General features: G+C 44.4%; 12 protein-coding genes. 11 read left to right on the top strand and 1 reads right to left on the bottom strand.

Annotation, left to right across the window (positions count from 1 at the left end):
* Nucleotides 1–21: 21 nt before the first annotated feature.
* The 11 genes from pepB (at nucleotide 22) to OCU30_RS09370 (ending at nucleotide 11,868) form a co-directional block, all read left to right on the top strand.
* Nucleotides 22–1,305: an aminopeptidase PepB gene (gene pepB / locus OCU30_RS09420; RefSeq protein WP_077315547.1), complete on the top strand. Its 1,284-nt coding sequence runs from the start codon at nucleotides 22–24 to the stop codon at nucleotides 1,303–1,305.
* Between the two features lie 204 nt (nucleotides 1,306–1,509).
* Nucleotides 1,510–1,935, top strand: a complete 426-nt coding sequence (ndk, locus tag OCU30_RS09415; protein ID WP_077315546.1) for a nucleoside-diphosphate kinase — start codon at nucleotides 1,510–1,512, stop codon at nucleotides 1,933–1,935.
* 200 nt (nucleotides 1,936–2,135) lie between these two features.
* The gene (gene rlmN / locus OCU30_RS09410) at nucleotides 2,136–3,257 is read left to right on the top strand and encodes a dual-specificity RNA methyltransferase RlmN (protein WP_077315545.1); all 1,122 of its coding nucleotides are present in this window, start codon (nucleotides 2,136–2,138) and stop codon (nucleotides 3,255–3,257) included.
* A gap of 306 nt (nucleotides 3,258–3,563) precedes the next feature.
* A complete protein-coding gene (gene rodZ / locus OCU30_RS09405) occupies nucleotides 3,564–4,505 on the top strand; it encodes a cytoskeleton protein RodZ (RefSeq protein ID WP_077315544.1) in 942 nt (313 codons plus the stop codon).
* Between the two features lie 9 nt (nucleotides 4,506–4,514).
* The gene (gene ispG / locus OCU30_RS09400) at nucleotides 4,515–5,642 is read left to right on the top strand and encodes a flavodoxin-dependent (E)-4-hydroxy-3-methylbut-2-enyl-diphosphate synthase (RefSeq protein ID WP_077315543.1); all 1,128 of its coding nucleotides are present in this window, start codon (nucleotides 4,515–4,517) and stop codon (nucleotides 5,640–5,642) included.
* Nucleotides 5,643–5,669: 27 nt separating this feature from the next.
* Complete coding sequence (gene hisS / locus OCU30_RS09395; RefSeq protein WP_077315542.1) at nucleotides 5,670–6,935, top strand: histidine--tRNA ligase; 1,266 nt, start codon at nucleotides 5,670–5,672, stop codon at nucleotides 6,933–6,935.
* Nucleotides 6,936–6,976: 41 nt separating this feature from the next.
* Nucleotides 6,977–7,591 carry a YfgM family protein gene (locus tag OCU30_RS09390; RefSeq protein ID WP_077315541.1) on the top strand — a complete coding sequence of 205 codons (615 nt, stop codon included), beginning with the start codon at nucleotides 6,977–6,979 and terminating at the stop codon, nucleotides 7,589–7,591.
* 12 nt (nucleotides 7,592–7,603) lie between these two features.
* Nucleotides 7,604–8,764 (top strand): outer membrane protein assembly factor BamB, encoded by a 1,161-nt coding sequence (gene bamB, locus OCU30_RS09385; RefSeq protein ID WP_077315540.1) that lies wholly within the window; start codon nucleotides 7,604–7,606, stop codon nucleotides 8,762–8,764.
* Nucleotides 8,765–8,913: 149 nt separating this feature from the next.
* Nucleotides 8,914–10,392 carry a ribosome biogenesis GTPase Der gene (gene der / locus OCU30_RS09380; RefSeq protein WP_077315539.1) on the top strand — a complete coding sequence of 493 codons (1,479 nt, stop codon included), beginning with the start codon at nucleotides 8,914–8,916 and terminating at the stop codon, nucleotides 10,390–10,392.
* A gap of 63 nt (nucleotides 10,393–10,455) precedes the next feature.
* Nucleotides 10,456–11,334: an alanyl-tRNA editing protein gene (locus OCU30_RS09375; protein ID WP_077315538.1), complete on the top strand. Its 879-nt coding sequence runs from the start codon at nucleotides 10,456–10,458 to the stop codon at nucleotides 11,332–11,334.
* Nucleotides 11,335–11,637: 303 nt separating this feature from the next.
* A complete protein-coding gene (locus tag OCU30_RS09370; protein WP_077315537.1) occupies nucleotides 11,638–11,868 on the top strand; it encodes a zinc ribbon domain-containing protein in 231 nt (76 codons plus the stop codon).
* On the opposite strand, the gene xseA is transcribed toward OCU30_RS09370, so the two are convergent.
* Entirely contained in the window at nucleotides 11,865–13,202 is a 1,338-nt protein-coding gene (xseA, locus tag OCU30_RS09365) for an exodeoxyribonuclease VII large subunit (RefSeq protein ID WP_077315536.1), read from the bottom strand. The genes OCU30_RS09370 and xseA overlap by 4 nt on opposite strands.
* Nucleotides 13,203–13,361 lie beyond the last annotated feature (159 nt).

Raw genomic sequence — 13,361 nt, 5'->3', positions numbered from 1 at the left:
TAGATAAGACAAGGAGAAACCATGTCTGCACATATGTCTGTATTTTTAAGTACCGAAGCTCCTCAGCCTCAGTGGGGAGAAAACGCATTGATTTCGTTTGATGAGCATGGTGCTCACATTCACGTCAAAGAACTCTCTGATTTCGCTAGTGTGCAACGCGCCGCACGCAAATTCTGCTCGCAGGGCATTCGTCAGATCCTACTGGCCGGAGAGAACTGGGGCTTAGAAAGCATTTGGGCCTTTTATCAAGGCTATCGCGAAGCGAAACACCGCAATCATGTTGAATGGGCAGAGCTACCAGCGGCAGAGCAAGAAGAGCTGAATGCTCGTATTAAAGTCATCGACTGGGTACGTGACATCATCAACAAAACAGCAGAAGAAGTGGCACCGCGTCAGCTGGCAACAATGGCGGGTGAATTTATTAAATCCCTGTCCCCAGAAAAGGTTACTTACCGTATCGTCAAAGATAAAGATCTATTGACGGAAGGTTGGGAAGGCACTTACGCCGTCGGCCGTGGCTCGCAACGTACATCCGCCGTCCTACAGCTTGATTACAACCCAACAGGGCAAGAAGACGCGCCTGTTTATGCATGTATCGTCGGCAAAGGTATCACGTTTGATTCAGGCGGCTACAGCTTGAAACCGTCTAATATGATGACGTCGATGAAATCGGATATGGGTGGTTCAGGCACGGCGACAGGGGCACTAGCGCTGTCTATCTTGCGCGGATGCAATAAGCGCATCAAACTGATTTTATGTTGTGCTGAAAACATGATTTCAGGTCGCGCACTCAAGCTAGGCGATGTTATTCGTTACAAAAATGGCAAAACCGTTGAAGTGATGAATACGGATGCGGAAGGCCGTTTGGTATTGGCTGATGGTTTGATTTATGCCAGTGAACAAAAACCAGAAATGATCATTGATTGTGCAACATTGACCGGTGCGGCCAAAAATGCCTTAGGTAATGATTTCCATGCGCTATTGAGCTTTGATGATGCGCTGTCAGATACCGCACTCCAATGCGCAGCAGAAGAGAAAGAAGGCTTATGGCGTTTACCGTTATTTGAATTCCACCGTGAAATGCTGCCATCAAACTTTGCTGATATGTCGAACATCTCTTCTGGGGATTATGCGCCGGGTGCAAGCACCGCTGCCGCGTTTTTGTCGCACTTTGTGAGCGACTACCAGTCAGGTTGGTTACACTTTGATTGCGCAGGTACCTACCGTAAATCAGCGAACGACAAGTGGGCGGCTGGTGCAACGGGGATGGGTGTGAAAACCCTTGCAAATATCTTAACTCAATAATATTAATCGTGACTTAGCGAGGATTAACGGGCAGGTAATATGCCCGTTAATTTTCTCTAATCATCATACTTTGTGTGATAACAATCATGACTTGCACCAATCGTGGTCGATAATTCGTCACGAATGCTAAAATTTATCTTATTGTTATCCAAAGTTTTATAATCCAATTCATAGTCATTTAACGATAATCAAAAAGGACATCTTATGTCTCTAGAAAGAACATTTTCTATCATCAAACCTGACGCTGTTCAGCGTAACTTGGTTGGCGAAATTTATAACCGCTTTGAAAAAGCGGGTTTAAAAATCATTGCCGCTAAAATGGTACACCTGACAGACGAGCAAGTTTGCGGATTTTATGCCGAGCATGAAGGCAAAAGCTTTTTTGGCCCGCTAAAAGAGTTTATGACGTCTGGGCCGATCATGGTGCAAGTATTGGAAGGCGAAAGTGCGATTACCCGTTACCGTGAACTCATGGGAAAAACCAACCCAGATGAAGCTGCATGTGGTACTTTACGCAATGATTATGCGTTAAGTATGCGTGAAAACTCGGTCCATGGCAGCGATAGCCCAGAATCTGCGGCCCGTGAAATAGAATTTTTCTTCCCAGCATCAGAGATTTGTCCGCGCTAAATAGCAATGAAATCGATGTGAAAATGAAAGCTTCTGACGACAGAAGCTTTTTTTATACTCATCACTTATTGGCTCGGGTAAGTAAAACCATAGTTTAGATAAAGACTTAGAGAAAACGCGGTTTTAATACACTTGTTGTCATTGCGTAAAGCCTGTACAATTCGCGCCCTTATTGACTATTCCACGTTTGAGAGGCCTTCATGACTAGTAATAAAGTCAACTTATTAGACTTTGATCGCAAAGGTATGCGTACATTTTTCTCAGAAGAATTAGGTGAGAAAGCGTTTCGTGCCGATCAGGTCATGAAGTGGATCTACCATTTTGGTATTGATGACTTCGATAACATGACTAACCTAAACAAAAAGTTGCGCGAGAAACTACACGCAAAATGTGTGGTACAAGCACCAACAGTCTCTGCTGCTCAATATTCATCAGATGGTACGATTAAATTTGCAATGAATGTCGGCAACCAAGATGTTGAAACGGTTTATATTCCAGATGGTGATCGTGCCACATTGTGTGTGTCTTCACAGGTCGGTTGTGCCTTGGATTGTAAGTTCTGTTCAACCGCACAGCAGGGGTTCAACCGTAACTTACGTGTCTCTGAGATCATTGGTCAGGTATGGCGTGCCGCGCGAGAAGTGGGTCTGGAAAAAGAAACAGGCCGCCGCCCAATCACGAATATTGTCATGATGGGAATGGGCGAGCCATTACTAAACATGAAAAACTTAATTCCATCATTGGAAATTATGTTAGATGATTTAGGGTTTGGTCTATCGAAACGTCGCGTTACAGTATCGACATCGGGTGTGGTTTCTGGTCTAGAACAAATGATCGATAAAATCGACGTGGCCTTAGCGATTTCTCTCCATGCACCCAACGATGCGTTACGTAGCCAAATCATGCCGATCAATGATCGTTGGAATATTGATGCGTTTCTTGATGTGGTGCGCCGTTATATTGCGACATCCAACGCTAACCGCGGTAAAGTAACGGTAGAATATGTACTATTGGATCATGTGAACGATGGCACTGAGCACGCAGAAGAACTGGCTCAGTTAATGCGTGGTACGCCATGTAAAATTAACCTAATTCCATTTAATCCGTACCCAGGTTCTCCGTATAACAAGCCAAGTAACTCGCGTATCGATCGTTTCCAGAAAACATTGATGAAGCATGAGCACACAGTGACCATTCGTAAGACGCGTGGTGATGATATCGATGCGGCTTGTGGCCAGTTAGTTGGTGAGGTTCTTGATAGGACTAAGCGAACGAAAGCCAAAGAGCTCGCCGCTCAAGCAATTCCATTTACTGCGATCTAAAAGAACGAAAGAAACAGGCCAGCAATCGCTGGCCTGTTTTGTAATAAAATGTGCAAATGGATGATTTTTGCCCATCCTACTGTCAAAATCAGGAAAAACCTTGAGCTGTTTGTTATTTCTGATTCAATTCATTGTTGTTTCGTTACTAATATCTATTAGAATGAAACATTAGGCTAAAAGTAATTTGAAACTCAGTTGACACTGAGGTTAGTAAGTATCACCTTGTTGAAGTCTGCCATTAACTCTAATAAAAAAATCTAGCAATAGGCTTTTGACTTGAGCACAAACAAGAGATAAATATCGCGGATGAATATGGAACACGACGACACAACAGTGAACAACAACAAAAGCACGCTTCCACCCGGCACGTTATTGAAAAATAAACGTGAGTCTTTGGGGTACTCTAAGCAGGATGTTGCGAGTAGATTGCGTCTGCGTATTGCGATTATCAATAGTATCGAAGGTAATGAGTTTGAATCCGATCAGGTCGCAACGTTTACGCGTGGTTATTTGCGATCTTATGCCAAAGCCGTCGGTATGTCAGATGCTGAGATTTTAGAATCGTACGAAGAACATTGCAAAGTGGCAGATGCAGAACCTGAATCTATGCAAAGTTTTTCTAAGCAAACCAAGCGCGATAAAAATGATAATCGTTTGATGACTCTAACCTGGGTTATTCTGTTGGTGATTATTGGTATGTCTTCTTTATGGTGGTATCAAAATAGTCAGCAAGATACGTTGTCTCCCCAGTCTAATTCAACGAAATCGTCGATTCCTAGTGTGTCAGAGATAAAAAAAGCGGCAGTGGACGAAGAATTTAACACGGTGAGCGACCTGACAAACCCATCAGTTGATAACCAAGCAGTGCAAGAGTCTCAAGAGCCAAAAGAAGATGCTCAACAAGAGTCAACGGCAGCGGAGCAGTCGAGTAGTGATGACAGCATAGACAAAAGCCAAGCTGCAGCACCCACTGCATCAAAAAGCACCCAATCAACGGAACAAGCGACACCTAATACCTCCTTATCAATGCGCTTTATCGCGGATTGTTGGATTCAAATAAAAGATGCGACAGGTAAAACCTTAGCAATCGGTATCAAGAAAAAAGGACAATCTCTAGATGTGAGTGGTAATAAACCATTCAAAGTTGTCCTCGGAGCTCCTGAAGCGGTTCAAATGTCCTTAGGCGATGAATCCGTTGACCTTTCTGGTTATACTTCAGGGAAAGTAGCAAGATTGACCTTACCTTAGACCATTATTATGCAACAACAAAATCCTATTAAGCGTCGTAACTCGACTCGGATTCATGTCGGCGACGTTCCGATCGGCGGTGGGGCACCCATTGCTGTTCAATCTATGACGAACACCAGAACAACAGACGTTGATGCGACCGTCGCGCAAATTCGCTCATTAGAGCAGGTTGGCGCTGATTTAGTTCGTGTATCCGTTCCAACCATGGATGCGGCTGAAGCGTTTAAACAAATTCGCCAACAGGTGAATCTTCCTCTTATTGCGGACATTCATTTTGATTATCGTATCGCGCTGAAAGTGGCCGAGTACGGGGCTGACTGTTTACGTATTAACCCAGGCAACATTGGTAAAGAAGAACGTATTCGCTCCGTTGTCGATTGTGCGCGTGATAAAAATATCCCGATTCGTATTGGTGTCAATGGCGGCTCATTAGAGAAAGAGATTCAAGAAAAATATGGCGAGCCAACACCAGAAGCTTTGGTTGAATCGGCTATGCGTCATGTGGATATTCTAGACCGCCTCAACTTTGATCAATTTAAAGTCAGCGTGAAAGCCTCAGATGTGTTCTTATCAGTGGGGGCTTATCGTCTATTGGCAAACCAAATCGATCAGCCATTGCACCTTGGTATCACCGAAGCCGGTGGTGCGCGTGCGGGGGCGGTGAAATCGTCCATTGGCTTAGGCATGTTATTGGCTGAAGGTATTGGCGATACATTACGCATATCTCTGGCGGCGGATCCAAGAGAAGAAATCAAAGTTGGCTTTGATATTCTGAAATCACTGCGCATTCGCTCGCGCGGTATTAATTTTATTGCGTGTCCGAGTTGTTCTCGTCAAGAGTTTGATGTCATCAATACGGTTAACCAATTGGAACAACGTTTAGAAGACGTGCTAACACCGATGGATGTTTCGGTGATTGGTTGCGTAGTGAATGGCCCAGGAGAAGCGGAAGCTGCACACCTAGGCTTAGCGGGTAGTAATCGCAAAAGCGCTATTTACGAAGACGGCGTGCGCCAAAAAGAACGTTATGATAACGACAACCTTGTCGACCAATTGGAAGCAAGAATTCGTGCTAAAGCATCAATGCTCGATGAGAAAAATCGCATCGATGTAACTGAAGTAAATAGTGAATCTTAAAATCTCAACGATATTACGGTAAGTATTGTGGCTAAAACAATTCAAGCAGTTCGAGGCATGAATGATTGTCTCCCAAGTCAATCTCCACTTTGGCAGAAAGTGGAAGGTGTAGTTAAGAATGTAATCGGTGCCTACGGGTATAGCGAAGTACGTATGCCAATCGTTGAGATGACCCATCTATTTAAACGCGCCATTGGTGAAGTCACCGATGTTGTTGAAAAAGAGATGTATACCTTTGATGATAACGATGAAAGCTTAACTTTGCGTCCAGAAGGCACGGCAGGCTGTGTGCGTTCAGGCATTCAAAACGGTTTGCTATACAACCAAGAACAGCGTCTATGGTACATGGGCCCGATGTTCCGTCACGAACGTCCACAGAAAGGGCGCTATCGTCAGTTCAACCAATGTGGTGTTGAGGTGTTTGGTATTGATGGCCCGGATGTCGATGCAGAGCTTATTATGATGACGGCTCGTCTATGGCGTGAGCTGGGTATTTATGAACACTTACGTTTAGAGCTTAATTCGATCGGTTCTCTTGATGCTCGTGCTAATTACCGCACGGCTCTGATTGAATTTTTTGAACAGCACCAAGAAGTTTTGGACGAAGATGCGAAACGTCGTATGTACACCAATCCATTGCGTGTATTGGATTCAAAAAACAAAGATATTCAAGCTATTCTTGGTGATGCGCCAAAATTAGCTGATTACTTAGATGATGAATCCCAACAACATTTTGCTGGTTTGTGTGAACTTCTTGATGCTGCTGGTATCGAATATACAGTTAACCAACGCTTAGTCCGTGGTCTGGATTACTACAATCGTACTGTTTTTGAATGGATCACCGACAGCTTAGGTGCCCAAGGCACGGTATGTGGTGGCGGACGTTATGATGGATTGGTAGAGCAACTTGGCGGCAAAGCAACGCCTGCTGTCGGTTTCGCTATGGGTCTTGAGCGTCTTGTATTAATGATGGAAAACATGGGGAATCTGTCATTGCGCCGCGCGGTTGATGTTTACGTTGTGACGGCAGGTGCAGGCACGATGTTAGCGGGCATGAAAATGGCTGAGCAACTGCGTGAACAAGTTCCAGGACTGCGTGTGATGAGCCATTGTGGCGGCGGTAACTTTAAGAAGCAGTTTAAACGTGCCGATAAAGTAGGAGCTGCGATTGCGCTCGTACTAGGTGAAGACGAAGTCAACCAAGGTACAGTTGTGATTAAAGATCTGGCTGGTGGCGAACAAACCACAGTACAACAAGCCGAAGTAGCGGATAAACTCGCTCACCTCGTATAAGTACGCTGACTTTGCGATATTTCATTTAAGAAGGACAAGAAGTGGAACTCTACGATACTGAAGAACAGACAGTTGAAGCGATTAAAGACTGGTGGAAAGAGAATGGCAAAGCGGTCATCGTTGGTGCCGTTATTGGTTTGGGTGGCTTGTTAGGATGGAATTACTATCAAGGTGCGCAGACGGATAAGCAAGAAGATGCCTCTGCAAACTACACCCAGACGATGCAAGCGTTATCGACCGACAGCGACAAAGCTCAATCACAAGTGCAAGATTACATTGATGCTCATAAAGATACGTCTTATGCCGTGTTAGCGTCCATGCAACTCGCGAAAGTACAAGTAGAAGCAGGTGAACTTAAGAAAGCCGCGACTCAGCTTAAATGGGCACAATCACATACAGATGATGACGCATTAGCACCGGTTATAGCGTTACGTCTTGCACGCGTAGAGTCTGAGCTAAAACAGTATGACGATGCACTGACCACCCTAAAAGGTGTTAAAACCAAAGGTTGGGAAGGACGTGTTGATGAGTTGCGTGGTGATGTATTGCTCGCTAAAGGTGATAAAAGCGGAGCTTATTCTGCGTACTCACAAGCTCAGCAAGCGAAAGATGTTAGCCAAACGCTACAAATGAAATTGGATGATTTAGCCAAGTAAGGGCCTAAGTTGATGAGAAAGATGTTCAACAAAGTGCTGCTTTCAGCTTCTGTACTGGGCTTATTGGCTGGTTGTGCTGGAGAAGAAGACAACGTAATCATGGCACCTGTTCCACAGGTAAAAAACCAAATTACGATGGATTCAGATTGGAGTACTTCGATTGGTGATGGTGTTGGTGATTTTTATTCCAAATTAAAACCTGCCTATGCCTATGACAACGTATATGTCGCCTCGCGTGACGGCGAGGTGCAAGCTTTAAACCCAGCGACAGGAAACGTTGTTTGGGAAGCTGATTTGGAGAAAGATAAGCCAGCTCGTTTAGCCGGTGGTATCGGTTATGCCTATGGGCTTATCTATATCGGTAGTGAAAACGGGGTGATTTACGCGCTGGATGCTAAAACCGGTAAGGTAAAATGGACGCATGATGTAGATGCGGAAGTATTAGCAACGCCAGTGGCGGATAATAACGTCGTCATGGTGAATACCAGCCGAGGTTCTCTTATTGCCTTGGATCATACTACAGGTAAACAAAAATGGGTGATCAGTACCGAAGTTCCTAACCTAACATTGCGTGGAGATAGCGAACCTGTTTCGTTTTCTGGCGGTGTATTTTGGGGGACGCCATCTGGTAGTTTAGCGGCAGCGATTATCGATCGCGGCCAACTGATCTGGCAACAATCAATTGGTCAACCGAAAGGCGCTACTGAAATTGATCGCTTAGTTGATGTCGATGCGTCACCGCTAATCATTGGCACTAACTTATATACGATTGGTTACAATGGACAGCTAGTGGCTGTGGATTTACGTTCCGGTAAGCCAATTTGGAAGCGTAATTATTCTTCAGCGACCGACATCGCAACCGATGGCTCAAAAATTTTTCTAGCGACTGATGATGATCACTTAGTGGCCGTTGATTCACGTAGCGGTACTGAGCTATGGAGCAATGCTAAATTAGAAAATCGCCTAGTGACAGCACCCACCATGATTGATGGTTACTTAGTCGTAGGTGACTCTGAAGGCTACCTATATTGGTTAGACCCAGATACAGGTGATTTTGTTGCCAAGCAAGAAGTCGATAGCAGTGGGTTTGCGGTATCGCCACTCGCATTAGACGATGGTTTTATTGTGGTCACGCGTGATGGTTCTGTAAAGAAACTGACGCTAGACAAATAAAACGTGATATAATTCACAATTGGCTCCTGGCTGGTAACAGCTAGGAGCCGTTTTATTCTTATTTATAGTATGTGATTTTAGGTAAACATTATTCTATAAGAGACTTTTTCCCTATAACTACATAAAAACGAAGATGTGTTGAGGTTATTATGGTACCTGTAATTGCTCTTGTTGGGCGTCCAAATGTTGGTAAATCCACGTTATTTAACCGACTGACTCGCACTCGAGATGCATTAGTCGCTGACTTTCCTGGATTAACGCGTGATCGTAAATACGGTCAAGCGAAACTAGGCGAGAACGAATTCATTGTGATTGATACCGGCGGTATTGATGGCACTGAAGAAGGCGTAGAAAACAAAATGGCTGAGCAATCGTTGGCGGCTATTGAAGAAGCGGATGTTGTATTGTTCTTAGTGGATGGACGCTCTGGTTTGACATCCTCAGACGAAATGATCGCTGACCATTTACGTAAATCCGATAAGCCATCGTTTTTAGTGGTGAACAAAGTCGACGGTGTTGATGCCGACGCCGCCAGCGCTGAATTTTGGCAGTTGGGTATTGACCATATTTTCCAAATAGCGGCAGCTCATGGACGTGGCGTTAGCGTCATGATTGATCGCGTATTAACCCCGTTTGCAGAAGAACTAGCAAAAGAAGCAGCACTTGAAGACCTCACAGGTATTGAAGACGAATCTGAAAAGCTAGACTACACCGAAGAAGAAGCAGAAGAAGCGTACAAACGTTTACAAGATCAACCGATCAAGCTTGCTATTATCGGTCGTCCAAACGTGGGTAAATCGACTCTGATTAACCGTATTCTTGGTGAAGAGCGTGTTGTTGTTTATGACATGCCCGGTACGACGCGTGATTCAGTGTACATCCCGATGAAACGTGATGAGCGTGAATACGTATTGATCGATACTGCAGGTGTACGTCGCCGTAAACGCATTAACGAAACTGTTGAGAAATTTTCCGTCGTGCAAACGTTGAAAGCCATTGAAGATGCGAATGTTGTTTTAGTCGTAGTCGATGCACGTGAAAATATTTCAGATCAAGATCTTAGCTTACTTGGTTTTGCCTTGAACGCAGGTCGTTCAATCGTGATCGCGGTAAACAAATGGGATGGATTGGATAAAGACGTAAAAGAAAGCGTGAAAAAAGAACTCGATCGCCGCTTAGGCTTTGTTGATTTCGCACGTATTCACTTTATTTCTGCATTACATGGTACCGGCGTTGGCCATTTGTATGAATCAGTACAAGAAGCGTATAACTCGGCAACCACTCGTGTGGGAACCTCAGTACTCACGCGCATCATGAAAATGGCGACAGATGATCACCAACCACCAATGATTCGTGGTCGTCGCGTTAAAATGAAGTACGCGCATGCCGGGGGATACAACCCGCCAATCATCGTTGTACATGGTAACTTGGTTGAAGAGTTACCCGATTCGTACAAACGTTACCTGATGAACTACTATCGACGTGCTCTCGAAATCATGGGGACACCGATTAAGATTCAATTCCAAAGCAGTGAAAACCCGTATGAAAATAAAGGCGGGAAAGGCACTCTCTCTCAAGAACGTAAACGCAAGCGCTTGATGGAAATGGTTAAATCACGTAAGAAATAGAAAAAAAAGCCCAAGTTATCTTGGGCTTTTGTTATTCTGGGCCAATAACATTTATGAGGCCCGATCATGTTCCCTTCGACACTCGTTACTTTTCCCCATTCTTCAGATACATTGACTGCCACTGTATTAGCCGTACAGCCACACGCAGACGGTATCGATATTGTTACAGATATTACGCCATTTCATCCAGTGAGCCATATTTGGCCTGATCAGCCTGCCGATAAGGGCGAGCTGTATTATAGCGGGCAAACCTATCCAGTGACCGATTGTTTCACAGGGGTGGTCGAACACGCTACGGGGCAGCTTTACGTCCATCATGACATTCCAGTAAAGCGTAATGAATCAGGATGGAGCTTTGTTGTTGTGCATCGCATTGATCATTCCGATGCAAATATTGCTTGCCATGACTCTGTTGAGCTCTCAATCGATAAGGAATATCAAACATCGCTTAGCCTTGCACACACTGCAGAGCACCTGGTCAGCATGGCATTGAATAAAGTACTTCACGAACAGGGATATTGGCGCAAAGAGGCTGATCGTAAAGACCCGCTTGGTCACTATCATTTTCATAATTATGCTCAAGAAGCGAGTCGAATTACGCCTTATGCAGCGTTGGTCTCTTATCGATTAGGCAAAACGCTACGCAAACGTGGCCTAAATACCCATGAAATGATGGAAGATCTCACAAGCATCATAGAGCAAGTCAATGCTCAATTAGCTCTCTGGATCGCTCATTCGGGGAAAATTGAACTGATTTGTGAAGGTGATACTTTAACAGACTCTCGATACTGGCAATGCTATTTACAAGATGATCTGGTAGCAAAAATGCCATGTGGTGGTACCCATGCGACACACTTAGGTGAGTATAAAGTGATTACCGCAAGTGTCATACCGCATGATTCACTGCATTTTGAACTCCAAACGCATGTTGATGTAATTTGAGTCAACGATCTTTTTATTAAATGCTGTATATTTCCTATTATAATCTCATGGTTAGTATAATAATCTTTAATAAATCCATATACAGCATATGTAACTCATGCTTTCGGGGTGTGGTTATATAAAAGTTCTTTTAAGTACAGATCGCTGATCAAAGGGTATTAAGGGCAAGATCATGCAATGATCCATATGTACAGAGTAGAGCATGACGAATAAATGTGGTCGAGTTCTACTCATTTGTGATTTAGATCATGATTTATAGTGCAACGATCGTTGAAACTAACACAAAAGGAATGAGGAAAATGTATGGAAGATCGATGTCCGCAGTGCGCAGAATTATTACAGTGGGACGGGGGTTATGTGTGTCACTCATGCGAGCAGCATTATCACAAGCAAGTTTACTGCCCAAGTTGTCATCGCCCATTAGAAAAGCTACAAGCGTGTGGTTCAGTTAGCTATTTTTGTAATACATGCAATGAGTTAAAGTCTAAATCAGCCGTAAATACAGTATTTACGGCGAGTGATCATGAGGCTTAAGACGAAGTGACTGTCGAGTAAATTTCACCGTCGGCAACGCGAGTAATAAGCTTATCACCCGGTTTAACATCCGTAGTGTTATGGATAACTGTCCCTTGCTCATCTTGGGTTATCGAGTACCCACGAGAGAGGGTCGAGAGTGGGCTAACGGTATCGAGTTTCTCTGTTAGCATACCGAATTGATAGCGACGTTTGAGTAACTGACGTTGCATCGCGTCTTTAAGTTGGCCTTCGGCTATCGATAACGCATGCTTTTGACTGGTAATGCGTCTTACCGGAGATTGTAACTGTAAACGGTACTCTTGCCGAGCAATATGCTGGCGAGTATGCGTTAAGTGACGTTCAATCGCACGGCGTAAGCGCGCTTCTTTATCATCGAGTAACTGTTGCTGTCGCTGTAAACGATACATTGGGTGTTGCTGATTCAAGCGATACTGCAGTTGCTGAAGCGCGTTTTTGTGTTGTGACACATAGTAACGCCATTCACCCAGCAGTTTATGCTGATAATTAACAAACGCTTGCCGTTTATCACTATTATCACGGCTGACCAATTCAGCTGCGGCAGAAGGCGTTGGCGCGCGAACGTCTGCAACAAAATCCGCAATCGTCACATCTACTTCATGGCCGACAGCACTGATCACTGGGATCTGGCTGGAATAAATAGTCCGAGCGACAATCTCGTTATTAAAACACCACAGATCTTCAAGTGACCCACCACCGCGGCCGACGATCAACACATCACATTCGTTACGGCTGTTGGCACAACCAATGGCCTGTGCAATGTGCAGCGCCGCATCATTCCCTTGAACCATCGTAGGGTAGATGATAACGGGTAAGCTTGGATCGCGGCGTTTTAGTACATTAAGAATATCATGCAAGGCTGCACCGGTTTTAGAGGTAACGATTCCCACACAACGCGGATGCTCAGGCAATAAGTGCTTATGATCTTGAGAGAATAAGCCTTCTCCAGCCAGCTTCATTTTGAGTTGTTCAAACTCTTGTTGAAGTCGGCCATCACCTTCTGGTTGCATACTATCAATAATGATTTGGTAGTCGCCGCGTGGCTCATAAAGGGATAAACGGGCTTTAATGAGTACTTGCTGGCCATTTTGAGGACGAAATTGTACAAGACGATTACGACCTTTAAACATGGCGGCTTTGACTTGCGCTCGAGAATCTTTGAGCGTGAGGTACCAGTGACCGGAGACAGGTGCGGAAAAGTTAGAGATTTCACCCACTAACCAAACGATGCCCATTTCAGATTCTAGAACACGACGCACTTCAGCATTGAGACGAGAAACCGTATAGATATTTTGATTGGCGAGGTTAGACAAAGCAAATTTCCGAGACGAAGGTATGGAAGTTAGCGACAAAATAATACATACCTAGGGGGGTAATGCAAATTATTTTTAAAAAAATGTATAGCCAACCGATTGCTTGGTGGGTATAATCCTTCCGCAATATCAAATATTAATCTTTATGGTTATGCGAAA

This window comes from Vibrio palustris, from assembly GCF_024346995.1.
Lineage (GTDB): Bacteria > Pseudomonadota > Gammaproteobacteria > Enterobacterales > Vibrionaceae > Vibrio > Vibrio palustris.
Note: the sequence above shows the minus strand (reverse complement) of the source record. Positions and strands in the feature narration are given on the sequence as shown.

Bases quoted from the DNA above. Each gene is read 5' to 3' on its own strand.
- bamB (WP_077315540.1), top strand. From the start codon at position 7,604: ATGAGAAAGATGTTCAACAAAGTGCTGCTTTCAGCTTCTGTACTGGGC.
- ispG (WP_077315543.1), top strand. From the start codon at position 4,515: ATGCAACAACAAAATCCTATTAAGCGTCGTAACTCGACTCGGATTCAT.
- ndk (WP_077315546.1), top strand. From the start codon at position 1,510: ATGTCTCTAGAAAGAACATTTTCTATCATCAAACCTGACGCTGTTCAG.
- pepB (WP_077315547.1), top strand. From the start codon at position 22: ATGTCTGCACATATGTCTGTATTTTTAAGTACCGAAGCTCCTCAGCCT.
- rlmN (WP_077315545.1), top strand. From the start codon at position 2,136: ATGACTAGTAATAAAGTCAACTTATTAGACTTTGATCGCAAAGGTATG.
- OCU30_RS09370 (WP_077315537.1), top strand. From the start codon at position 11,638: ATGGAAGATCGATGTCCGCAGTGCGCAGAATTATTACAGTGGGACGGG.
- der (WP_077315539.1), top strand. From the start codon at position 8,914: ATGGTACCTGTAATTGCTCTTGTTGGGCGTCCAAATGTTGGTAAATCC.
- rodZ (WP_077315544.1), top strand. From the start codon at position 3,564: ATGAATATGGAACACGACGACACAACAGTGAACAACAACAAAAGCACG.